Consider the following 20,358-nt stretch of genomic DNA (forward strand, 5'->3'; position numbering starts at 1 on the left):
ATCGGGATAATTAACCCACAGGGCTTGAAGCATGCCGCAACCGTTCATTTTTCGTACCGTCGACCTGGATGGCCAGACCCTCCGCACGGCGGTACGCCCCGGCAAGCCTCACTTGACGCCCTTGCTGATTTTCAATGGCATCGGCGCCAACCTGGAGCTGGTGTTTCCGTTCGTCGCGGCGTTGGACCCGGACCTCGAAGTCATCGCTTTCGATGTCCCGGGTGTTGGCGGCTCGTCGACACCGAACCGGCCGTATCGTTTTCCGGGTCTGGCCAAACTCACGGCACGGATGCTCGATTATCTCGATTACGGGCAAGTCAACGTGATCGGTGTGTCGTGGGGCGGCGCCCTCGCCCAGCAGTTTGCCTACGACTATCCCGAGCGCTGCAAAAAACTGGTGCTGGCGGCGACGGCGGCAGGTGCGGTGATGGTGCCGGGCAAGCCGAAAGTGCTGTGGATGATGGCCAGTCCACGGCGCTACATCCAGCCCTCTCACGTGATTCGCATTGCGCCAATGATCTACGGCGGCTCGTTCCGACGCGATCCGACACTCGCCGCCAGCCATGCGGCAAAGGTGCGTTCGGCCGGCAAGCTCGGTTACTACTGGCAGCTGTTCGCCGGCCTCGGCTGGACCAGCATTCACTGGCTGCACAAGATCAACCAGCCGACGCTGGTGCTGGCAGGTGACGATGATCCTCTGATCCCGTTGATCAACATGCGCATGCTGGCCTGGCGGATTCCCAATGCTCAGTTGCACATCATCGATGACGGGCATCTGTTCCTGATCACCCGCGCCGAGGCTGTGGCGCCGATCATCATGAAATTCCTCGAGGAAGAACGGCAGCGCGCCGTGATGCATCCGCATCCGGCGCCATTGGGCGGTTAGCCGACTCATCGTCGGTCGGCAGGACGCCGCGCCGCGCAACAACCCGTTACAGCGTCTATGGTGTTCTGGTTCGGTGTATTTGTTTTAGGCCTGAAGACGAAGGAGTGTTGATTCATGCGCGAAAAACCAACGAAGGAGTTTCTGCCCACTCCCGCCGCGTTCATCAACGCACAGAGTGCGATTACCGGCCTGCGTGGTCGGGATCTGCTGTCAACCCTGCGCAGTGTTGCCGCCCATGGTTTGCGCAACCCGGTGCACAGCGCCCGACACGCCTTGAAGCTGGGCGGTCAATTGGGGCGGGTGTTGCTGGGCGAAACCCTGCACCCGACCAACCCGCATGACAGTCGCTTCGCCGACCCGGCCTGGAGCCTCAATCCGTTTTATCGCCGCAGCCTGCAGGCGTACCTGAGTTGGCAGAAGCAGGTCAAAAGCTGGATCGACGAAAGCAACATGAACCCGGACGATCGCGCCCGCGCCCACTTCGCGTTCGCCTTGCTCAACGATGCGGTGTCACCGTCCAACACCCTGCTCAATCCGCTGGCGATCAAGGAGATCTTCAACTCCGGCGGCAACAGTCTGGTGCGCGGCATCGGTCATCTGGTCGATGATTTCCTGCACAACGACGGCCTGCCCAGGCAAGTCACCAAGCAGGCGTTCGAGGTCGGCAAAACGGTCGCCACCACCACCGGCTCCGTGGTGTTTCGCAATGAGCTGCTGGAGCTGATCCAGTACAAGCCGATGAGCGAGAAGCAGTATTCCAAACCGCTGCTGGTGGTGCCGCCACAGATCAACAAGTACTACATTTTCGACCTGAGCCCGAGCAACAGCTTCGTTCAGTTTGCCCTGAAAAACGGCCTGCAGACCTTCATGATCAGTTGGCGCAACCCGGATGTGCGTCATCGCGAATGGGGCCTATCGACGTACGTCGAAGCCGTCGAAGAAGCGATGAATGTGTGCCGGGAGATTACCGGTGCCCGGGACGTGAATCTGATGGGCGCTTGCGCTGGCGGGCTGACCATCGCCGCGCTGCAAGGCCATTTGCAAGCCAAACGACAATTGCGCAGGGTATCCAGCGCAACCTATCTGGTGAGCCTGCTCGACAGTCAGATGGAGAGCCCCGCGACCCTGTTCGCCGACGAACAGACACTGGAAGCGGCCAAGCGTCGGTCATATCAGAAAGGCGTACTGGATGGCCGCGACATGGCCAAGGTCTTCGCCTGGATGCGCCCCAACGATTTGATCTGGAGCTACTTCGTCAACAACTACCTGCTGGGCAAGGAGCCGCCGGCGTTCGACATTCTCTACTGGAACAACGACAACACGCGTCTGCCGGCGGCCTTTCACGGTGACCTGCTGGACTTCTTCAAGCACAACCCGCTGAGTCATCCAGGGGGTCTTGAAGTGTGCGGCACGCCGATCGATTTGCAGAAAGTCACGGTCGACAGCTTCAGCGTGGCCGGCATCAACGACCACATCACCCCATGGGATGCCGTGTACCGCTCGACCCTGCTGCTGGGTGGCGAGCGGCGCTTCTTGCTGTCCAACAGCGGGCATGTGCAGAGTATCCTCAACCCGCCTTCCAACCCGAAAGCCAATTTCATCGAAAGCACAAAACTGAGCGGCGATCCCCGGGCCTGGTATTACGACGCCAAACAAGTCGACGGCAGTTGGTGGACGCAGTGGCTGGGCTGGATCCAGGAACGCTCGGGCACACAGAAAGAAACCCACATGGCGCTCGGCAACCAGAACTATCCACCGATGGAGGCAGCACCCGGTACTTACGTGCGCGTGCGCTGACGCTCAACACACCACGGCCGGCATCGACCGTGGCATGACCTGATCATTAAGAAGACTGGATGAAAACCCGCGACCGGATCCTCGAATGTGCCCTGCAGTTGTTTAACCAGAAGGGCGAACCGAACGTCTCCACCATGGAAGTTGCCAACGAAATGGGCATCAGCCCGGGCAACCTCTACTACCACTTCCACGGCAAGGAACCGCTGATTCTCGGGTTGTTCGAACGTTTCCAGGCGGAACTCGCGCCGCTGCTCGATCCGCCGTCCGACGTGGAACTGGCCCCTGAAGACTATTGGCTGTTTCTGCATTTGATCGTAGAGCGCCTGGCTCATTACCGGTTTCTGTTCCAGGACCTGTCGAACCTCGCCGGGCGGTTGCCGAAACTGGCCAAAGGAATACGCAATCTGCTCAATGCACTGAAGCGCACGCTGGCTTCATTGCTGGCGCGGCTGAAGGCTCAAGGGCTGTTGGTCAGCGACACGCAGGCGCTGGGGCAACTGGTGGAGCAGATCACCATGACGCTGCTGTTCTCGCTGGACTATCAGCGGATTCTGGATCGTGAGGGTGAAGTGAGACTGGTGGTGTACCAGATCATGATGCTGGTGGCGCCGCATCTGCTGCCGCCGATCAAGGTTGCGACTGAACAGCTGGCGCTGCAATACCTCGAAGAACACGAATAACCCCCGAACACCGCGGCCCCTGTGGGAGCCAGCCTGCTAGCTCCCACAGGGGCCGCGGTGTTTGCAGAATCGTGCACAAACAAAAACGCCCGGCCTTTACAGGCCGGGCGTTTTTTTGAGCCCTGGAATCAGGACTGACTGGTTGGCGTCGATGGAGCTGGCGCGGCAGTCGGGGTTGCAGCAGGGGTCGGCGCGGAAGCGGAGTTCGATGCGCTTACAGTCGACGGGGTTGCCGGTTTGGCGGCAGCCACTGCTGGTTTGGGTGCAGCGGCTTTCGGCGCTGCCGGTTTTTTCACTGCTGGCTTCTTCGCTGCGGCAGGTTTTGCCGCTGGCTTGGCTGCCGGTTTGGCGGCTGCGGTTTTCGCTGCAGGCTTGGCGGCTGGCTTGGCGGCTGGTTTAGCTGCGGCTTTGGCGGCGACCGGTTTGGCCGCTGGCTTGGCTGCGGCAGGTTTGGCAGCAGCCGTTTTGGCAGCAGGCTTGGCCGCTGCTTTTGCAGCGGGTTTGGCAGCCGGTTTAGCGGCTGCTTTTGCCAGTGGCTTGGCAGCCGTTTTAGCAGCAGGTTTGGCCGCTGCGGTTTTCGCCGCAACAGGCGCAACCTTGGCACCGGTGAGTCGTTCGATTTGCTTGGTCAGGGTATCGACCTTGCTGTGCAGCGCTTTCACTTCATTACGGCTTGGTACGCCCAGACGCGAAATGGCGCTGTTCAGGCGCTTGTCGAAAGCGCCTTCCAGCTCATCCCACTTGCCCAGCGCACGATCTTTCACGCCACTGATGCGCGACTTGGCCGAGGAAGCGGAGTCCTTGACGTCGTCGACTTTTTTGCCAACTGCGTTCTTGGTGAGCTTCTCGGCTTTCTCGCCGTCTTTGACCAATGCATCGAAGAGCTTGCTGCCGTCAGTGTCGATCTTCGAGTACACGCCTAAACCAGCCAGCCAGATTTTGCGGGAGTAGTCTTCGACTTTCCCAATCCACGAGCTGCCTTCTTTTTCGGTGTTCTTTTTACCAGCCATCCCGTTCTCCTTAAGATTTACGCGCGACGCGTTCGAGCAATGCCGTCAGCTCATCGAGCTTAGCAGAGAGTGTCTCAACGTCATGTTTAGACGGAATGCCGATACGATTCAAGGCACTTGCAACACGCGAGTCGAAAGCCTTCTCGACCTTGTCGAGTTGAAGTTCGACCTTGCCTTTGAATGTGCTTACTTCACTCTTGGCTTCATCGATCTCGGCGTTAGCGGCTTCAAGTTTCTCGGAGACTACTTTTTTGCCTTTGGTTTCAACGGTTTGACCCGCTTTTACCAGCTCTTGAAAATACTCGCTGCCCTCTTGGCCGACCTTGGTGTAGGCACCCAGGCCTGCCAGCCAGATCTTGCGGGCATAGGATTTGACGTCGCTCAGAGCAGTTGTCGAAGCGTCGATTTTTTTCTTCAAAATAACTTTGGCCATGGTGCACCTCACGCGCAGAAGGTTTGAGGAACTGCCCGCGAAAGTGTCGGGCTCAGGCACAAAGTAGGGAGAAAAATTAGAAACGGCACCCTAACAACTGACATAAACAGGTGCTGCATGACCGAGATCAATTGTGGCGAGGGCGCTTGCTCCCGCTCGACTGCGCAGCAGTCGAAAACAGGCGAACCGAATGTCCCTGAGAATATGCAGTGCCAGCGTTGGAGGCGCTTCGCACCCCAGCGGGAGCAAGCTCCCTCGCCACAGGTATAGGCTCGATCTCAGGCGAGGGCTTTATCGAGGGCCTTTTCGATTTCCGATTTGATCATGCCGCTCATGGCCGACATCATCAGGCCCAACTCCACATCGACGCGGATCGAATCTTCGCTGACATGCACTGCGCCTTTCACCCCGGAACGCTTGAGGTTCAGGGTATCGCCAGACCACTGCGGCTCCAGGCCATATTGATCGGACAGCTTCTGCGCCAACTGGTCGGCCTTCTCGCGGGCCGCTTCCTTGCCCAGGCCGTGGGCACGCTCAACACTAATACGGGCCATCGAATGACTCCTGCTTTATGGATACTTTCCTGAAGCATCTTGACCGCTGCTGCGGCAAAACGTCCCGGCGGTTGCCTATCTTACCTTCAGCCTTGCCAAGACAAAGCAGGCCACCGGGATTAGAATGTCCCGCATTCTCTTCTGGTGACAGCGATATGACTGATCAGCGCAAAGGCAGCGATGCCGAACCCACCACTCACTTCGGTTTCAAAAACGTTCCGGAAAGCCAAAAAGCGGAAAAAGTCGCTGAGGTTTTCCACTCGGTAGCCGCCAAGTACGACTTGATGAACGACCTCCTGTCGGGCGGCATGCACCGCTTGTGGAAGCGTTTCGCGATCGAGCTGTCGGGCGTGCGCACCGGCAACCGCGTGTTGGACATCGCCGGTGGCACCGGCGACCTGACCAAGAAATTCTCGCACCTCGTGGGCCCGACCGGCCAGGTGGTGTTGGCCGACATCAACGAATCCATGCTCAAGGTCGGTCGTGACCGCCTGCTGGATCTCGGCGTGGCCGGCAACGTCGAATTCGTCCAGGCCGATGCTGAAAAGCTGCCGTTCCCGGACAACCACTTCGACTGCGTGACCATCGCTTTCGGCCTGCGCAACGTCACGCATAAAGAAGACGCCCTGCGCTCGATGCTGCGTGTACTCAAGCCGGGTGGCCGTTTGCTGGTGCTGGAGTTCTCCAAACCGACCAACGCGCTGATGTCCAAAGCTTACGACGCCTACTCGTTCGCCTTCATGCCACTGATGGGCAAGCTGATCACCAACGACTCGGAAAGCTATCGCTACCTGGCCGAATCGATCCGCATGCACCCGAACCAGGAAACCCTGAAGTCGATGATGGTCGAGGCCGGTTTCGATCGCGTGACCTATCACAACATGACCGCAGGCATCGTCGCCCTGCACCGCGGCATCAAACCCTGATGCTGCTGGCCGGCCTGCTCGCCAGCGTTGAACTCGGTCTGAACCGGGTGCTGCGTCTCGACAGCACGGCGCTGCCGCGGCTGGCGCATTTGAGCGGCAAGGTGATTGCCGTCGACTGCCGCAGCCCGGCGCTGCAACTGTTCATTTTGCCCAGCGACGAAGGCTTGATGCTGGCCTCTCACTGGGAAACCGGCGCCGACTGCACCTTGCGTGCACCGGCCTCCAGCCTGTTGAAACTGGCGATGAGCAAGGACAAGACCTCGGTCCTGCATGGCCCTGAAGTTGAACTCGACGGTGACAGCGGCGTGTTGCTGGAACTGGCGGCGATCCTTCAGGACCTCGAGCTGGACTGGGAGTACGAACTCTCGCGCTGGCTCGGCCCCGTCGCCACGTCCCTGGTCGGCGGTCACCTGCGCAGCCGCGCACGCTGGTATCAGCAAGGGTTCGCCAGCCTCAATCAGAACCTGGGCGAATACCTGGCCGAAGAATCGCGCACCCTCGTCGGTCAGCGCGAAGCCGAAGCCCGTTTCAGTGAACTGGACCAGATCAAACTCGATCTGGAACGTCTCGAGGCGCGTTTCGAGCGCCTTTCCCGATCCCTCGACCCAAGCGATAACGCATGAAGCTGCTTGCCGTCCGCCGTTTGTTGCGCATCCAGCGCGTTGTGATTCGCTACCGCCTTGATGACCTGCTGTTCGCCCTGCCGCTGCCGTGGTTTCTGCTGGCGCTGCGCTACGCCTTGCCGTGGCGCTGGTTCCCGCGCAAGACGCTGGACCTGAGCCGTGGCGCCCGATTGCGCCTGGCGCTGCAGGACCTGGGGCCGATTTTCATCAAGTTCGGGCAGATCCTGTCCACCCGCCGCGACCTGCTGCCGGAAGACATCGCCGACGAGCTGATGAAGTTGCAGGACCGCGTGCCGCCGTTCGATTCGCAAGTGTCGATCAAGCTGATCGAAGAACAGCTCGGCAAGAAAATCAGTGAAGTGTTCAGCCGCTTTGACGTCGAACCGCTGGCTTCCGCTTCGGTGGCGCAGGTGCATGCCGCGCAGCTGAAAACCGGTGAAGAGGTCGTCGTCAAAGTCATCCGCCCGGGCCTGAAGCCGATCATCGCCCAGGACTTGGCGTGGCTGTTCATCCTCGCCCGCGCCGCGGAAAAGCTCTCGGCCGATGCACGCCTGCTGCACCCGGTGGACGTGGTCAGCGACTACGAAAAAACCATCTACGACGAACTCGACCTGCTGCGCGAGGCGGCCAACGCCAGCCAGTTGAAACGCAACTTCGATGGCTCGCCGTTGCTGTACGTGCCGCAAGTCTATTGGGACTGGTGCCGGCCGAAAGTGCTGGTGATGGAACGCATCTACGGGATTCAGGTGACCGATCTGGAGACCCTCGCCGATCAACGCACCGACATGAAAATGCTCGCCGAGCGCGGCGTGGAAATTTTCTTCACCCAGGTGTTCCGCGACAGTTTCTTCCACGCCGACATGCACCCCGGCAACATCTTCGTCAGCACCGTCAACCCGTGGAGCCCGCAATACATTGCGATCGACTGCGGCATCGTCGGCAGCCTGACCCCGGAAGACCAGGATTACCTGGCGCGCAACCTGTTCGCGTTTTTCAAGCGTGATTACCGTCGTGTGGCGCAACTGCACATCGATTCGGGCTGGGTGCCGGCGGAAACCAAACTCAACGAATTCGAAGCGGCGATCCGCACGGTGTGCGAGCCAATCTTCGAAAAACCGTTAAAAGATATTTCATTCGGCCAAGTGCTGATGCGCCTGTTCCAGACCGCTCGACGCTTCAACATGGAAGTGCAGCCGCAGCTGGTGCTGCTGCAAAAAACCCTGTTGAACATCGAAGGCCTGGGCCGTCAGTTGTACCCGGACCTCGATTTGTGGAATACCGCCCAACCGTTCCTCGAACGCTGGATGCGTGAACGCGTCAGCCCCAAGGCCTTGCTCGGCAACGTGCAGAGCCAGTTCGAGCAACTGCCGCACCTGGCCAACATGGCGCGTGATCTGCTCGAACGCATGTCCCAGCCCCACGCCTACGACCCGCCGCCACCGTGGCATCGGCGCCGGGACGACTGGTTCCTGCGGCTGCTCGGCACAGCCCATCTGGCCGGCGGCGCAATACTCGCCGTTGGCGGGCCGCTGAATGAACTGGCTTACTGGCCGGCCGGGATCATGATGGCCGTCGGTTTGTATCTGGTCGTTCGCCGATAGCCAGTTGTGTGATCCACTGGCACACTGTTTGAACGTTGGGCCCTGCTAATGAAGTGCGGGGCCCGCTGTCGGAGTCGAAGATGAAAAACTGGCTGGACGAGATCAAGTGGGACGCCGATGGCCTGGTGCCGGCAATTGCCCAGGATCACAAGACCGGGCGCGTCCTGATGATGGCCTGGATGAACCGTGAAGCGCTGGAACTGACCGTTGCCGAAAACCGTGCCATTTACTGGTCACGTTCCCGTGGCAAGCTGTGGCGCAAGGGCGAAGAGTCCGGTCACGTGCAAACCCTGCATGAGATGCGCCTCGACTGTGACGCCGACGTGATCATCCTGATGGTCGAGCAGATCGGCGACATTGCCTGCCATACCGGCCGTCAAAGCTGCTTCTACCGCGTCTTCGAGAACGGCGACTGGAAAACCGTCGATCCGGTCCTGAAAGACCCGCACGCTATCTATTGCGCAGGACACACCCATGAGTGACACCCTGACCCGACTGGCCGAGGTACTGGAAGAGCGCAAAGGCGCCGCCGCCGACAGCTCGTATGTCGCCAGCCTGTACCACAAGGGCTTGAACAAGATTCTGGAAAAAGTCGGCGAAGAGTCGGTCGAGACCATCATTGCCGCCAAGGACGCCGCCATCAGCGGTGACTGCAGCGACGTGATCTACGAGACTGCCGACCTTTGGTTCCACAGCATGGTCATGCTTGCCCAACTGGGGCAGCATCCACAGGCTGTACTCGATGAACTGGACCGTCGTTTCGGTCTGTCCGGACACGCCGAGAAAGCCTCGCGCCCGTCCGCCTGAACAATTATTAGAGAGGAGCAGCAACATGGGCATTTTTGACTGGAAACACTGGATCGTCATCCTGGTTGTTGTCGTTCTGGTGTTCGGCACCAAGAAACTGAAAAACCTCGGCACTGACGTGGGCGAGTCGATCAAGGGCTTTCGCAAAGCCATGAACGATGAAGACAAGCCGGTTGACCCGACTGTGACCCCGGCCCAGCCGGTGCCACCGGTTCAGCCACAGACCACACAGTCCGTGAACCAGCCGCACACCATCGACGTGCAGGCGCAAAAAGTCGAAGAGCCGATCCGCAAAGACGTGTGAGCACTGACTAATGTTTGGTATCAGCTTCTCTGAACTGCTGCTCGTCGGCCTCGTGGCCCTGCTGGTGCTGGGCCCCGAACGTCTGCCGGGGGCTGCGCGCACGGCCGGCCTGTGGGTCGGGCGCCTGAAGCGCAGCTTCAACGCGATCAAACAGGAAGTTGAACGTGAAATCGGTGCCGACGAGATTCGTCGGCAACTGCACAACGAGCACATCCTGTCGCTGGAGCAGGAGGCACGGAAAATCTTCACGCCGACCCAGCAGGAGGCTACGCCGGTTCAGCCGGTTGAACCTGTGGCGGAGCAGACGATTCATGCACCGATTGCAGAAGCTGCACCTGTCGCGGCACCAACGGAAACGGTGAAAACTGTTGAACCGGCAGCGGCTGTCGCATCCGTAGAACCTGTTGCTCCTGCCGCCGCGCCGACAACGCCGGCCCCTCACGACACCACTTTGCCGCCGCGAGTCTCATGAGCGATCTCCCAGAAAACGACCAGCACATGCCGCTGGTTTCGCACCTCACCGAGTTGCGTACCCGTCTGCTGCGCTGCGTAGCGGCGATCTTCATCATCTTCGCCGGGTTGTTCGCCTTCACCCAGCAGATCTACACCTTCGTCTCGACGCCGTTGCGCCAGTACCTGCCGGTGGGCGCGACGATGATCGCCACCGACGTGTCGTCGCCGTTTTTGACGCCACTGAAGCTGACCATGATGGTGTCGCTGTTCCTGGCAATTCCGGTGATCCTGCATCAGATCTGGGGCTTCATTGCGCCGGGCTTGTACAAACATGAAAAACGCATCGCCGTACCCTTGCTGGTATCGAGCATCATGCTGTTTTACGCCGGCATGGCGTTCGCCTACTACCTGGTGTTCCCGCTGATCTTCAAATTCTTCGCCGCCGCCACCCCGGCCGGCGTGGAGATGATGACCGACATCAGCAGCTACCTCGATTTCGTCATGACGCTGTTCTTCGCCTTCGGCGTAGCGTTCGAGATCCCGGTGGCCGTGGTGCTGCTGGTATGGATCGGCGTGGTCGACGTCAAATACCTGAAGAAAATCCGCCCGTACGTGATCATTGGCTGCTTCGTGGTCGGCATGATCCTGACGCCACCGGACATCTTTTCGCAGACGCTGCTGGCCGTACCGATGTGGCTGCTGTTTGAAATCGGCATCCTGTTCGGCGGCCTGATCAGCAAGCGCGGCGACCACCCGGACGACCAACCGGCCGACGATCACAACGACCAGCCGCCAGCGACCCAAGCGTGAACCTGCTGCTCCTCGAAGAGGCCGATTTCATTGCGGCCGACCGAGTGGTCCTGCGCGATCGCCGGTTGACGCACATGCAGGAAGTTCACCGCTGTGAAGTGGGTGACAGCCTGCGCGTCGGGCGTATCGGCGGCCTGATGGGTTCGGCCGAAGTGCTGCGTCTGGACAGCGATGAAGCCGAACTGCGTGTCACCCTCGACCAACCACCACCGGCCAAGTTGCCGCTGACCCTGGTATTGGCCCTGCCGCGGCCCAAAATGCTCCGTCGGGTGTTTCAGACCGTGGCGGCCATGGGTGTGCCGCGAATCGTGCTGGTAAACAGCTACCGCGTCGAGAAGAGCTTTTGGCAGACCCCGTTTCTCGAACCTGAAGCGATTCGCGAGCAACTGATCCTCGGCCTCGAGCAGGCAAGAGATAGCGTGTTGCCTGAAATTGTCATCGAAAAACGCTTCAAACCGTTCGTCGAAGATCGACTGCCCGCGATCACCGAAGGCACCCTCGGCCTGGTCGGTCACCCCGGCAATTACCCGCCCTGCCCCCGCGGCCTGGACGAACCGGTGACCCTGGCCATCGGCCCGGAAGGCGGCTGGATTCCCTACGAAATCGATTTACTCGGCAAATCCGGCCTGCAACCGGTGCAGCTCGGCGAGCGCATCCTGCGCGTAGAGACTGCCGTCACTGCGTTGCTTGCACGCCTGTTCTAATCCGGTCCCCGAGCTTCGCTCCAAACCCCGTGGCGAGGGAGCTTGCTCCCGCTCGAAGCGGCCACCGCATTTAATCCCCAATATCGCGGCGACTGTTTTACGCCGGCTGCGCCGCCGAGCGGGAGCAAGCTCCCTCGTCACAGGTTAACCAAGCCAAGCTCGTGCTGCGCCTACAGATTTCCGCCCGCCAGCCGATACACCTCCCATAAAACCAACTTGTGGTCCGTGGGAGTTGCAGCATGTACCGATGGCTAGCCGAGAAACTGGGGAACGTCAGCGTCAATCGCAAACTGGGTGTCGGCTTCGGTCTGGTGCTGCTTCTGACGGTGTTGATCACCGCTACCGGCTGGACTGGCCTGGGTAATGTGATCAGTCGCGGCGACAAGCTGGGATTCATTTCCAGCCTCAATGAGCTGACCAAGGATTTGCGCCTGGCCCGTCTGGATTACGAGATGCGCCGCGGCGAACAAGGTCCGGGCGCCGTCAACGACCTGCTCGGCCAACTCGATACCGGACTGAAAACCGCGCGCACGTTGATCGAACAACCGGCCGACGTAGCGATGATCGACCAGCAATTGACCGCCGTCAGCGAATATAAACTAGCCTTCGCCGCCATGACCCAGGCCGGCGCCAGCCGCGAAGACGCTCGCAGCAAACTCGGCGCCAACGCCGACAACGCTGTGGCGCGAGTCACTGAAGTCGAGAAGTCCCTGCTGCAAGGCGACAACGTGGCTGACTTCAACAACGTGGTGGAAGTCAGCAAGCTGCTGCAACAAGCCCGCTATCAGGTTCGCGGCTACACCTATAGTGGCAAGGCCGATGCCGAACAACCGGCGCTGGATGCCATCGCCAACGCGTTGAACAGCCTCGAAAGCCTTCCATCGAAACTGCCGCAGCAGCACACCGCCAATCTGCAACAGGCCAGCGAAGCGCTCAAAGCCTACCGAGCCGCGGTCACTCAGTTCCGTGACTCGCAGGTTGCGACGGCTGATGCCCTGAAACGCATGGCCGCGCAAGGCGACATCCTGCTCGGAGTCAGCAAGAAACTCACCGCCTCACAAACCGTCGTGCGTGACACCGATGCGGCACACGCCAGGAACATGCTGTTGCTGGCCACTTCCCTGGCGCTGGTCTTCGGCCTCTTCGCGGCGTGGGCGATCACACGGCAGATCGTCATTCCGTTGAGCCAGACACTGAAAGTGGCCGAGCGCATTGCCGCCGGCGACTTGACCCACAACCTCGTTTCCGAGCGCCACGATGAACTCGGTCAACTCCAGCGCGCCATGCAGAACATGACCCTGGGTCTGCGCGAATTGATCGGCGGCATCAGCGATGGCGTTACGCAAATCGCCAGCGCTGCCGAAGAACTGTCCGCAGTGACCGAGCAGACCAGCGCCGGGGTCAACAGCCAGAAGGTCGAGACCGACCAAGTGGCGACCGCGATGAACGAAATGACCGCCACCGTGCAGGAAGTCGCTCGTAACGCCGAAGAGGCCTCTGAAGCGGCTCTGGCCGCCGATCAGCAGGCCCGCGAAGGTGACAAGGTCGTTGGCGAAGCCATCGCGCAGATCGAGCGCCTGGCCCTGGAAGTCGGCAACTCCACCGAAGCCATGGGTCACCTGAAACGCGAAAGCGACAAGATCGGCAGCGTGCTCGACGTGATCAAATCCGTGGCCCAGCAAACCAACCTGCTGGCGCTCAACGCCGCGATCGAAGCCGCCCGCGCCGGTGAAGCAGGGCGTGGTTTCGCGGTGGTCGCCGACGAGGTCCGCAGCCTGGCCCAACGCACCCAGAAGTCCACCGAAGAAATCGAAGAGCTGATCGTCGGTCTGCAAAGCGGCACCCAGCAAGTCGCGACCATCATGGACAACAGCCGCAGCCTGACCGACAGCAGCGTCGAACTGACCCGCCGTGCCGGTGGCTCACTGGAAAGCATCACCCGCACCGTGTCGGCGATCCAGTCGATGAACCAGCAGATCGCCGCAGCGGCCGAACAGCAGAGCGCGGTAACTGAAGAGATCAACCGTAGCGTGCTGAACGTGCGCGATGTGTCCGAGCAGACCTCGGCCGCCAGTGAAGAGACCGCGGCCTCCAGCGTAGAGTTGGCGCGGCTGGGGACGCATTTGCAGATGCTGGTGGGCAGGTTCAAGGTTTGAGGTGATGTGCATGCCTCGGTCCGCTTGGAACCGAGTTGATGCAATCGCCAGCAGGCTGGCTCCCACAGGAGAATGCATTTCAGTGTGGGAGCCTGCCTGCTGGCGATGGGGCGCGACGCGGTCTGTCTGACCGGGCCTTACTCCATATTGCCGACCTTGTTCACCGCCACTACGTTGTATGGCGCGTCGTAGATAAGCGTCATGAGGCCCGCAAACGCCGGCTCCCCTCAGGAAAAGCATCGATACGGACAAAAATTATCCGGGCGCACCAATTCGCGGACGGGGCCTAACGCACTCGCTCGTTTGCAAAAGTGTTTGCGCGTGATTTGTTGTTTCGCGGGACTGAAAGCAAAAGATCGCAGCCTTCGGCAGCTCCTACAGATTGATACCGTGCAGGAGCTGCCGAAGGCTGCGATCTTTAAAAACACCCGCCTCCTCTCAGAAGCGGGGCCTTTTATGCCAATTGAGGCTGTGCACTCAGTGGCTTGAGCGGCAGCAGCGGCGCATGGGGATCGGCTTTCACCGATTTGCGCCAGGCTTCCAGCCACGCGGAATGACCTTCGTTCCACACCTGCTCATGCAAGCGAGCCAGTGCTACCGGATCGCTCAGCAGTTGCACACGCTCGTTGTTGGTCAAACCGTCAGGCCCGACTTTCAAGGCATGGCGCACACGCTCGATCCGCAGCCATTCGATCGGCTCGGCCTCACGGTGACGCGACGTCGCCAGCGCGCACGCCAGGGCGTTCTGCTGTGGATCGACCACCGAGCGGATGAAGCCGTCTTTCAGCGCGTGGTAACGGTTTTCATGGGTGTACTGATCCGTTGCCAGCAACGCCTGCGGCGGATTGTATTCCTCGGGGATCAGGAACAGGCTCTCGTCACGGGACTTGAGGCCCAGGCCCACGCGGCTGGAGATCACCGACACCGGAATCGACAGCATCAACGAACCGACGATCGGCACCAGCCACCAGAGGAAGCTCGGGTTCAGCCAGATCACCAGCAACGCCCAGAAGAAACCCAGCAGGGTTTGCGGCCCGTGACGCTTGACCGCTTCGCTCCACGGCGTGGAGTCGTCGTCACGTTGCGGCGAGTTCCAGGTGGCGGCCCAGCCGAGGAACGCGGCGAGCACGAAGCGAGTGTGGAAAATCATCCGCACCGGCGCCAGCAACATGGAGAACAGCATCTCCAGCAGCATCGACAAGGTCACCTTGAACTTGCCGCCGAACTCTTTCGCGCCCTTGGCCCAGATCAGGATGATGCTCAACAGCTTCGGCAGGAACAGCAGCACGATGGTGGTCGAGAACAACGCGATCGCCTTGTCCGGGTGCCATTGTGGCCACAGCGGATAGAGCTGGCGCGGTTCAAGGAAGTACTGCGGCTCCATCAGTGTGTTGACCGCCAGCAGCGCCGTCGACAGCACCAGGAAGAAGAACCACAGCGGCGCCGACAAATAAGACATCACGCCGGTCAGGAACACTGCACGGTGAACCGGGTGCATGCCCTTGACCAGGAACAGGCGGAAGTTCATCAGGTTACCGTGGCACCAGCGACGGTCACGCTTGAGTTCGTCCAGCAGGTTCGGCGGCAGTTCTTCATAGCTGCCCGGCAAGTCGTAGGCAATCCACACGCCCCAACCCGCACGACGCATCAACGCGGCTTCGACGAAGTCGTGGGACAGAATCGCCCCGGCGAATGCGCCTTTACCCGGCAACGGCGCCAGGGCGCAGTGCTCGATGAACGGCTTCATGCGGATGATCGCGTTGTGGCCCCAGTAATGGGATTCGCCCAACTGCCAGAAGTGCAGACCGGCGGTGAACAGCGGACCGTACACCCGAGTCGCGAACTGCTGCATGCGCGCATACAGCGTGTCCATGCCCGAGGCACGCGGCGCGGTCTGGATAATCCCGGCGTCCGGCGTGGCTTCCATCAAGCGCACCAGACTGGTCAGGCATTCGCCGCTCATCACCGAGTCAGCGTCGAGCACGACCATGTACTTGTAATCGCCGCCCCAGCGACGGCAGAAGTCGTCGAGGTTGCCGCTTTTGCGTTTTACCCGACGGCGACGGCGGCGATAGAAAATCTTGCCGAAACCGCCGGCTTCGCGGCAAACGTCCAGCCAGGCTTGCTGCTCGGCAACACAGATATCGGCATCGTTACTGTCACTGAGGACAAAAAAGTCGAAGCGATCCAGGTCACCCGTGGCAGCGACCGACTCGAACGTCGCGCGCAGACCGGCGAACACCCGCGGCACGTCTTCGTTGCAGATCGGCATCACCAGTGCGGTGCGCGCGTCCTTGGGAATCGGCTCATTGCCGGCGCTTTTACCGGAGATGCGGTACTTGTCGTGCCCGGTGAGCAACTCAAGGAAGCCCATCAATGCCGTCCAGAAACCGGCCGACACCCAGCAGAACAGAATCCCGAACATGATCAGGATGCTGGTCTGCAGCGCATACGGCAGTACTTGCGTGACGGTTTTCAGGATTGGCTGATGCAGGACTTCGTTCAGGTCGACGAACGACCAGCCCTGGTACGGCATGATGCCCTTCATGTACCAGCCGGCGACGATGGTCTGACCAAGCATCAGTACCAGCAGGATGTAACGCCGGATCGAACCTACGGTGCGCCAGCGCGCGGCCGGCAGCACGTTCTCGTCTTTCGGCGGGGCTGGCGGATTGGTGCGGCCGGTCAGACGCCGCCAGCCACGCACCAGAATGTTGGTGCGCCACGGCTCCGGCACGACTTTGGTCCGGCGGATCGGTGGAGTGGCCTTGAGGCAAACCCGACCGCTGGCGTCGAGCACCAGCATTTCCGCTTCTTCCAGCTCTTCAGCGGAGTTCAGGGTCAAACGACGGCCCACCGAGGCTTGAGCAGCCTCGGTCGGTGCGTCGAACGTCGAGGACGACAGGCGCTGGTGCAGCTCGCTGAAGGACTGGCAGCCCGCGAGTTCCGCGCGCTGCTCGTCGGTCATCGGTAAATGCGCCAGATACTCGGCAAGCGTCTCTGGCTGTACTTGAGAATTACTCATCGGCAGGCAACTGGTAGCTCCAGGTCTCGGTCAGGACGTCTTCAGTCGCGGCCGATTCCGGTGTGGCTGGGGCCGCGTCCGCAGCAGCAGGCTGCTTGGCGTCTTTGTTGGCCTCCTTGGCATCTGCGACTGGCTTGGCTTCGGCCTGCTTGGCCTCGGCTTGCTTGGCTTCCTTGTCTGCTTTTTCCTGTTGTCTGGCGGCAACCTTGTCGGCCTTGGCCACAGCATTGCTGGACGCTGGCACGGATGACTTGGCCAGGTCGGCAGGCAGAATGTTCTGGACCAGCGCAGCACGCATCTCGGTGGCTTTGCTCGGGTCCTTGATCTTCATGCGCAGGGTCAGGCGCCAGCCCTTGGTTTCAGGGTTGTATCGCACGCTGTTCTCGACCAGTTCGGCATTGTCGCCAACGCTGACCTGGCTGCGAACGTCCGCATCGGACGGCAATGCCGCCAGCGACGGGCCTTCGAAGTCCACCAGATAGGCAACGCTGCCGTCCGGCTGACGAATCAGGTTGGACTGTTTGACGTCGCCTGTGGAGCGCAGGGTCTGTTGAACCCAGGCACTGTCCGGCGCATGAAGCGCGGCTTCGTCGATGGTCCAGTGCATGCGGTAGCCGAACTCCAGCGGCTGGCCAGGCTCAGGCAGTTTTTCCGGGCTCCAGAAGGCAACAATGTTGTCGTTGGTTTCATCGGCCGTCGGAATTTCGACCAGGTCTACAGAACCCTTGCCCCAATCGCCTTTTGGCTCGATCCAGGCACTTGGGCGCTTGTCGTAGCGGTCGTCGAGGTCTTCGTAGTGACTGAAGTCACGGCCACGTTGCAACAAGCCGAAGCCACGCGGGTTCTCGACCGAGTAGTTGCTCACCGACAGGTGTTTCGGGTTGTTCAACGGGCGCCAGATCCACTCGCCGTTGCCGGCATGGATCGACAGACCGCTGGAGTCATGCAGTTCGCGACGATAGTTCAGCACTTTGGAAGGCTGGTTGGCGCCGAACAGGAACATGCTGGTCAGCGGCGCAACGCCAAGCTTGGTGACCTTGTCACGCAGGAACATCTGAGCCTTGACGTCGACAATGGTGTCGCTGCCCGGACGTACGGTCAGGCGATAGGCACCGGTAGCGCGTGGCGAATCCAGAAGGGCGAAGATGACCAGGTGCTTGTCGCCCGGTTTCGGCTGTTGAATCCAGAACTCACGGAAACGCGGGAACTCTTCGCCGGACGGCAACGCGGTATCGATCGCCATGCCGCGAGCGGACAAGCCATACGTGTGACCCTTGCCGACAACGCGGAAGTAACTCGCGCCGAGCATGGTCATGATTTCGTCTTGCTTGTCGGCCTTGTTGATCGGGTACAGCACACGGAAACCGGCATAACCCAGTTGCTCAGTCGCTTTAGGATCGAATTTCAGGTCGCCGAAATCGAAACGCGTCGGGTCGTACTTGATCTCTTCGACGGTATTGGCCGTGATTTCGTTGATTTTCACCGGCGTATCGAAATGCATACCCTGGTGATAGAACGAAAGCTTGAACGGGGTTTTCTGATCGGCCCATTCGGCTTTTTCGGTCAGGAAACGGATTTTTTGATAGTCCGCAAACTTCATCTCGCGGAATTCGTTCGGCAGGTTACTGCGCGGGGCTTCGTATTTCTGCCCGGCCAGCTCTTTTGCCTTGGCCGATACATCATCCAGACTGAATGCCCAAAGCTGGCCGGCGCTGAGCAGGCAAAGCAGGGCAGAGCCCGCTACCAGAGCGCTTCGTAACCGTTTGGCAGACAATTTTGGTGCAATACAGGGACTAACAATCACGAGCAACCCTCGCCGAAAACAGATCAAAAAACCAACGGCCAGTTGAAGGGCCTGTGAGGTAGACGGAAGGAAAAACCCGTCCCTACAAACCACTCTTGCCAAGTTGGCGAGCATTGTTCCGACTCCTATGGGGCCAAATGATTCCCCAACAGGTCCAGGACAAGTCTCTACCTAAGTCAAAACGGACCAACGAACGCTGATCCCCGTAGCGCGCGATTATCTAGCAGGCCGCGTTACAACGCATCAGGCGCAACAAAGTATTTCTCGCGAAAAACCCCTGTTTTCAGTGAAAAAGCGCTTAAAAACTTGTTTCAAGCGCTTTCAGGTCTGTAACAGGAAGGTAACCGGGCCATCATTGACCAGGTGCACCTGCATATCCGCGCCGAATCTACCTGATGCCACAGTGCCATGCACCTGTTTCGCTTTCCCTAATAGATAGTCGAAAAGCTCCTCGCCCAACGCCGGAGGTGCGGCCGTTGAAAAACCCGGGCGCAACCCGCTTCTGGTGTCGGCAGCCAAGGTGAACTGCGAGACCAGCAGCAACCCGCCACCGACGTCCGCCAGGGACAGATTCATCTTGCCCTCGGCGTCACTGAACACTCGATAGTTAAGCAGCTTATGCAGAAGTTTGTCGGCGCTGGCCCGAGTATCCTCGGGCTCGACCGCGACCAGTACCAGCAACCCCTGATCGACGGCACCCACCACCTCCCCCGCTACCTCGACTCGCGCTCCACGCACGCGCTGCAGCAGGCCCTTCATGCTTCTTCTGGGGACAGGTCGAGCAAGCGCCGGGCCATCTGATCAGCGGCGCGCACCAAGGCATCGGTAATGCCCGGTTCGGAGGCGGCATGCCCGGCGTCACGGATCACCTGCAATTCACTGTTCGGCCAGTTCTGATGCAATTCCCAGGCGTTATCCAGCGGGCAGATCACGTCGTAACGACCGTGCACGATCACGCCTGGCAAATGGGCGATCTTGCCCATGTCGCGAATCAGCTGGTTCGGCTCGAGGAACGCATTGTTGGTGAAGTAATGGCATTCGATACGGGCAATCGACAACGCACGCTGCGGCTCGGAGAAACGGTCGACCACCAGCGGGTTTGGACGCAAGGTCGCCGTACGGCCCTCCCAGGTAGACCAGGCCTTGGCCGCGTGCATCTGCGCAATCTGGTCGTTGCCGGTCAGGCGCTTGTGGAAAGCGCTGAGCAAGTCTTCACGCTCGTCCAGCGGGATCGGCGCGATGTAGTCCTGCCAGTAATCGGGGAACAGACGGCTGGCACCTGCCTGATAGAACCATTCGATTTCCTGCGGACGGCAGAGAAAAATCCCGCGCAGAATCAGACCGTGTACCCGCTCCGGGTGGGTTTGCGCGTAGGCCAGCGCCAGGGTCGAGCCCCATGACCCGCCAAACAGCACCCATTTGTCGATGCCCAGGTGCTGACGAATCCGCTCAAGGTCGGCGACCAGATCCCAGGTGGTATTGTTTTCCAGGCTGGCGTGGGGGGTGGAGCGGCCGCAACCGCGCTGATCGAAGGTGACGATGCGGTACAGGTTCGGATCAAAAAAGCAGCGACTCTGTGCATCACACCCGGCACCGGGGCCACCGTGGATGAATACCACCGGCAAACCTTCCGGCGAACCGCTTTCGTCGACATACAAGGTGTGGGTTTCATCGACAGCCAGATCGTGCCGGGCGTGGGGTTTGATCTGCGGGTACAAAGTCTGCATTGCGCGCTCCGTAAGGGGTCGAGGTCATCCCTGGGGGGACTTCTATTATTCTGCCGTC

20 protein-coding genes and 1 pseudogene are annotated in these 20,358 nt (G+C 60.2%); 14 read left to right on the forward strand and 7 right to left on the reverse strand.

The window, feature by feature from the left end; translation table 11 throughout:
- The first annotated feature begins 31 nt into the window (after nucleotides 1-31).
- The 3 genes from phaZ (at nucleotide 32) to ACM6I5_RS07290 (ending at nucleotide 3,363) form a co-directional block, all read left to right on the forward strand.
- Nucleotides 32-886, forward strand: a complete 855-nt coding sequence (phaZ, locus tag ACM6I5_RS07280) for a poly(3-hydroxyalkanoate) depolymerase (RefSeq protein ID WP_010464458.1) — start codon at nucleotides 32-34, stop codon at nucleotides 884-886.
- A 114-nt stretch (nucleotides 887-1,000) separates the two neighbouring features.
- On the forward strand, nucleotides 1,001-2,683 hold the full coding sequence (gene phaC / locus ACM6I5_RS07285) for a class II poly(R)-hydroxyalkanoic acid synthase (RefSeq protein WP_414883467.1): 1,683 nt from the start codon (nucleotides 1,001-1,003) through the stop codon (nucleotides 2,681-2,683).
- Between the two features lie 59 nt (nucleotides 2,684-2,742).
- Nucleotides 2,743-3,363: a TetR/AcrR family transcriptional regulator gene (locus ACM6I5_RS07290; protein ID WP_017336107.1), complete on the forward strand. Its 621-nt coding sequence runs from the start codon at nucleotides 2,743-2,745 to the stop codon at nucleotides 3,361-3,363.
- Between the two features lie 128 nt (nucleotides 3,364-3,491).
- On the opposite strand, the gene ACM6I5_RS07295 is transcribed toward ACM6I5_RS07290, so the two are convergent.
- The 3 genes from ACM6I5_RS07295 to ACM6I5_RS07305 form a co-directional block, all read right to left on the reverse strand.
- A complete protein-coding gene (locus ACM6I5_RS07295) occupies nucleotides 3,492-4,373 on the reverse strand; it encodes a phasin family protein (RefSeq protein WP_414883468.1) in 882 nt (293 codons plus the stop codon).
- A gap of 10 nt (nucleotides 4,374-4,383) precedes the next feature.
- Nucleotides 4,384-4,806: a phasin family protein gene (locus ACM6I5_RS07300; RefSeq protein ID WP_017336105.1), complete on the reverse strand. Its 423-nt coding sequence runs from the start codon at nucleotides 4,804-4,806 to the stop codon at nucleotides 4,384-4,386.
- Between the two features lie 278 nt (nucleotides 4,807-5,084).
- Entirely contained in the window at nucleotides 5,085-5,360 is a 276-nt protein-coding gene (locus tag ACM6I5_RS07305) for a polyhydroxyalkanoic acid system family protein (RefSeq protein ID WP_017336104.1), read from the reverse strand.
- Nucleotides 5,361-5,515: 155 nt separating this feature from the next.
- Between ACM6I5_RS07305 and ubiE the strand changes: the two genes are divergently transcribed.
- The 11 genes and pseudogenes from ubiE (at nucleotide 5,516) to ACM6I5_RS07360 (ending at nucleotide 13,744) form a co-directional block, all read left to right on the forward strand.
- Nucleotides 5,516-6,286: a bifunctional demethylmenaquinone methyltransferase/2-methoxy-6-polyprenyl-1,4-benzoquinol methylase UbiE gene (gene ubiE, locus ACM6I5_RS07310; RefSeq protein WP_007948968.1), complete on the forward strand. Its 771-nt coding sequence runs from the start codon at nucleotides 5,516-5,518 to the stop codon at nucleotides 6,284-6,286.
- Entirely contained in the window at nucleotides 6,286-6,909 is a 624-nt protein-coding gene (locus ACM6I5_RS07315; RefSeq protein WP_017336103.1) for an SCP2 domain-containing protein, read from the forward strand. The genes ubiE and ACM6I5_RS07315 overlap by 1 nt, the downstream gene beginning before the upstream one ends.
- Nucleotides 6,906-8,510, forward strand: a complete 1,605-nt coding sequence (ubiB, locus tag ACM6I5_RS07320; RefSeq protein ID WP_414883469.1) for a ubiquinone biosynthesis regulatory protein kinase UbiB — start codon at nucleotides 6,906-6,908, stop codon at nucleotides 8,508-8,510. Before ACM6I5_RS07315 ends, ubiB begins: the two co-directional genes overlap by 4 nt.
- 80 nt (nucleotides 8,511-8,590) lie before the next feature.
- The gene (gene hisI, locus ACM6I5_RS07325) at nucleotides 8,591-8,992 is read left to right on the forward strand and encodes a phosphoribosyl-AMP cyclohydrolase (protein ID WP_414883470.1); all 402 of its coding nucleotides are present in this window, start codon (nucleotides 8,591-8,593) and stop codon (nucleotides 8,990-8,992) included.
- Complete coding sequence (locus ACM6I5_RS07330; RefSeq protein WP_008047820.1) at nucleotides 8,985-9,317, forward strand: phosphoribosyl-ATP diphosphatase; 333 nt, start codon at nucleotides 8,985-8,987, stop codon at nucleotides 9,315-9,317. Before hisI ends, ACM6I5_RS07330 begins: the two co-directional genes overlap by 8 nt.
- Nucleotides 9,318-9,342: 25 nt before the next feature.
- Nucleotides 9,343-9,621: a twin-arginine translocase TatA/TatE family subunit gene (locus tag ACM6I5_RS07335; RefSeq protein WP_017336100.1), complete on the forward strand. Its 279-nt coding sequence runs from the start codon at nucleotides 9,343-9,345 to the stop codon at nucleotides 9,619-9,621.
- Between the two features lie 10 nt (nucleotides 9,622-9,631).
- On the forward strand, nucleotides 9,632-10,093 hold the full coding sequence (gene tatB, locus ACM6I5_RS07340) for a Sec-independent protein translocase protein TatB (protein WP_017336099.1): 462 nt from the start codon (nucleotides 9,632-9,634) through the stop codon (nucleotides 10,091-10,093).
- Nucleotides 10,090-10,884, forward strand: coding sequence for a twin-arginine translocase subunit TatC (gene tatC / locus ACM6I5_RS07345; RefSeq protein ID WP_414883471.1), 795 nt, complete (start codon nucleotides 10,090-10,092; stop codon nucleotides 10,882-10,884). The genes tatB and tatC overlap by 4 nt, the downstream gene beginning before the upstream one ends.
- Nucleotides 10,881-11,588 (forward strand): 16S rRNA (uracil(1498)-N(3))-methyltransferase, encoded by a 708-nt coding sequence (locus tag ACM6I5_RS07350; RefSeq protein ID WP_017336098.1) that lies wholly within the window; start codon nucleotides 10,881-10,883, stop codon nucleotides 11,586-11,588. The genes tatC and ACM6I5_RS07350 overlap by 4 nt, the downstream gene beginning before the upstream one ends.
- 239 nt (nucleotides 11,589-11,827) lie before the next feature.
- Nucleotides 11,828-12,886, forward strand: a pseudogene (locus ACM6I5_RS07355) (methyl-accepting chemotaxis protein); the annotation flags it as partial.
- Nucleotides 12,887-13,030: 144 nt separating this feature from the next.
- Complete coding sequence (locus ACM6I5_RS07360) at nucleotides 13,031-13,744, forward strand: methyl-accepting chemotaxis protein (protein WP_414883506.1); 714 nt, start codon at nucleotides 13,031-13,033, stop codon at nucleotides 13,742-13,744.
- A 454-nt stretch (nucleotides 13,745-14,198) separates the two neighbouring features.
- Here the strand turns inward: ACM6I5_RS07360 and mdoH are convergent, their stop codons facing one another.
- The 4 genes from mdoH to pip form a co-directional block, all read right to left on the reverse strand.
- Nucleotides 14,199-16,769 (reverse strand): glucans biosynthesis glucosyltransferase MdoH, encoded by a 2,571-nt coding sequence (gene mdoH, locus ACM6I5_RS07365; RefSeq protein ID WP_017336096.1) that lies wholly within the window; start codon nucleotides 16,767-16,769, stop codon nucleotides 14,199-14,201.
- Nucleotides 16,762-18,573 carry a glucan biosynthesis protein G gene (locus tag ACM6I5_RS07370; protein WP_414879934.1) on the reverse strand — a complete coding sequence of 604 codons (1,812 nt, stop codon included), beginning with the start codon at nucleotides 18,571-18,573 and terminating at the stop codon, nucleotides 16,762-16,764. Before ACM6I5_RS07370 ends, mdoH begins: the two co-directional genes overlap by 8 nt.
- A 321-nt stretch (nucleotides 18,574-18,894) precedes the next feature.
- The gene (dtd, locus tag ACM6I5_RS07375) at nucleotides 18,895-19,332 is read right to left on the reverse strand and encodes a D-aminoacyl-tRNA deacylase (protein WP_414879933.1); all 438 of its coding nucleotides are present in this window, start codon (nucleotides 19,330-19,332) and stop codon (nucleotides 18,895-18,897) included.
- Nucleotides 19,329-20,300 (reverse strand): prolyl aminopeptidase, encoded by a 972-nt coding sequence (gene pip, locus ACM6I5_RS07380; RefSeq protein ID WP_017336093.1) that lies wholly within the window; start codon nucleotides 20,298-20,300, stop codon nucleotides 19,329-19,331. Before pip ends, dtd begins: the two co-directional genes overlap by 4 nt.
- Nucleotides 20,301-20,358: the final 58 nt, after the last annotated feature.

Origin of the sequence: Pseudomonas sp. IT-P171, assembly GCF_949767765.1 — a bacterium.
Taxonomy (GTDB): Bacteria; Pseudomonadota; Gammaproteobacteria; order Pseudomonadales; family Pseudomonadaceae; genus Aquipseudomonas; species Aquipseudomonas fluorescens_B.

What these genes read in the sequence shown, in the direction of transcription:
- ACM6I5_RS07300 (WP_017336105.1), bottom strand. Translation starts at nt 4,806, where the DNA reads ATGGCCAAAGTTATTTTGAAGAAAAAAATCGACGCTTCGACAACTGCT.
- ACM6I5_RS07290 (WP_017336107.1), top strand. Translation starts at nt 2,743, where the DNA reads ATGAAAACCCGCGACCGGATCCTCGAATGTGCCCTGCAGTTGTTTAAC.
- ubiB (WP_414883469.1), top strand. Translation starts at nt 6,906, where the DNA reads ATGAAGCTGCTTGCCGTCCGCCGTTTGTTGCGCATCCAGCGCGTTGTG.
- ACM6I5_RS07335 (WP_017336100.1), top strand. Translation starts at nt 9,343, where the DNA reads ATGGGCATTTTTGACTGGAAACACTGGATCGTCATCCTGGTTGTTGTC.
- tatB (WP_017336099.1), top strand. Translation starts at nt 9,632, where the DNA reads ATGTTTGGTATCAGCTTCTCTGAACTGCTGCTCGTCGGCCTCGTGGCC.
- phaZ (WP_010464458.1), top strand. Translation starts at nt 32, where the DNA reads ATGCCGCAACCGTTCATTTTTCGTACCGTCGACCTGGATGGCCAGACC.
- tatC (WP_414883471.1), top strand. Translation starts at nt 10,090, where the DNA reads ATGAGCGATCTCCCAGAAAACGACCAGCACATGCCGCTGGTTTCGCAC.
- mdoH (WP_017336096.1), bottom strand. Translation starts at nt 16,769, where the DNA reads ATGAGTAATTCTCAAGTACAGCCAGAGACGCTTGCCGAGTATCTGGCG.
- dtd (WP_414879933.1), bottom strand. Translation starts at nt 19,332, where the DNA reads ATGAAGGGCCTGCTGCAGCGCGTGCGTGGAGCGCGAGTCGAGGTAGCG.
- ACM6I5_RS07360 (WP_414883506.1), top strand. Translation starts at nt 13,031, where the DNA reads ATGAACGAAATGACCGCCACCGTGCAGGAAGTCGCTCGTAACGCCGAA.
- hisI (WP_414883470.1), top strand. Translation starts at nt 8,591, where the DNA reads ATGAAAAACTGGCTGGACGAGATCAAGTGGGACGCCGATGGCCTGGTG.
- pip (WP_017336093.1), bottom strand. Translation starts at nt 20,300, where the DNA reads ATGCAGACTTTGTACCCGCAGATCAAACCCCACGCCCGGCACGATCTG.
- ubiE (WP_007948968.1), top strand. Translation starts at nt 5,516, where the DNA reads ATGACTGATCAGCGCAAAGGCAGCGATGCCGAACCCACCACTCACTTC.
- ACM6I5_RS07305 (WP_017336104.1), bottom strand. Translation starts at nt 5,360, where the DNA reads ATGGCCCGTATTAGTGTTGAGCGTGCCCACGGCCTGGGCAAGGAAGCG.
- phaC (WP_414883467.1), top strand. Translation starts at nt 1,001, where the DNA reads ATGCGCGAAAAACCAACGAAGGAGTTTCTGCCCACTCCCGCCGCGTTC.
- ACM6I5_RS07315 (WP_017336103.1), top strand. Translation starts at nt 6,286, where the DNA reads ATGCTGCTGGCCGGCCTGCTCGCCAGCGTTGAACTCGGTCTGAACCGG.
- ACM6I5_RS07295 (WP_414883468.1), bottom strand. Translation starts at nt 4,373, where the DNA reads ATGGCTGGTAAAAAGAACACCGAAAAAGAAGGCAGCTCGTGGATTGGG.
- ACM6I5_RS07330 (WP_008047820.1), top strand. Translation starts at nt 8,985, where the DNA reads ATGAGTGACACCCTGACCCGACTGGCCGAGGTACTGGAAGAGCGCAAA.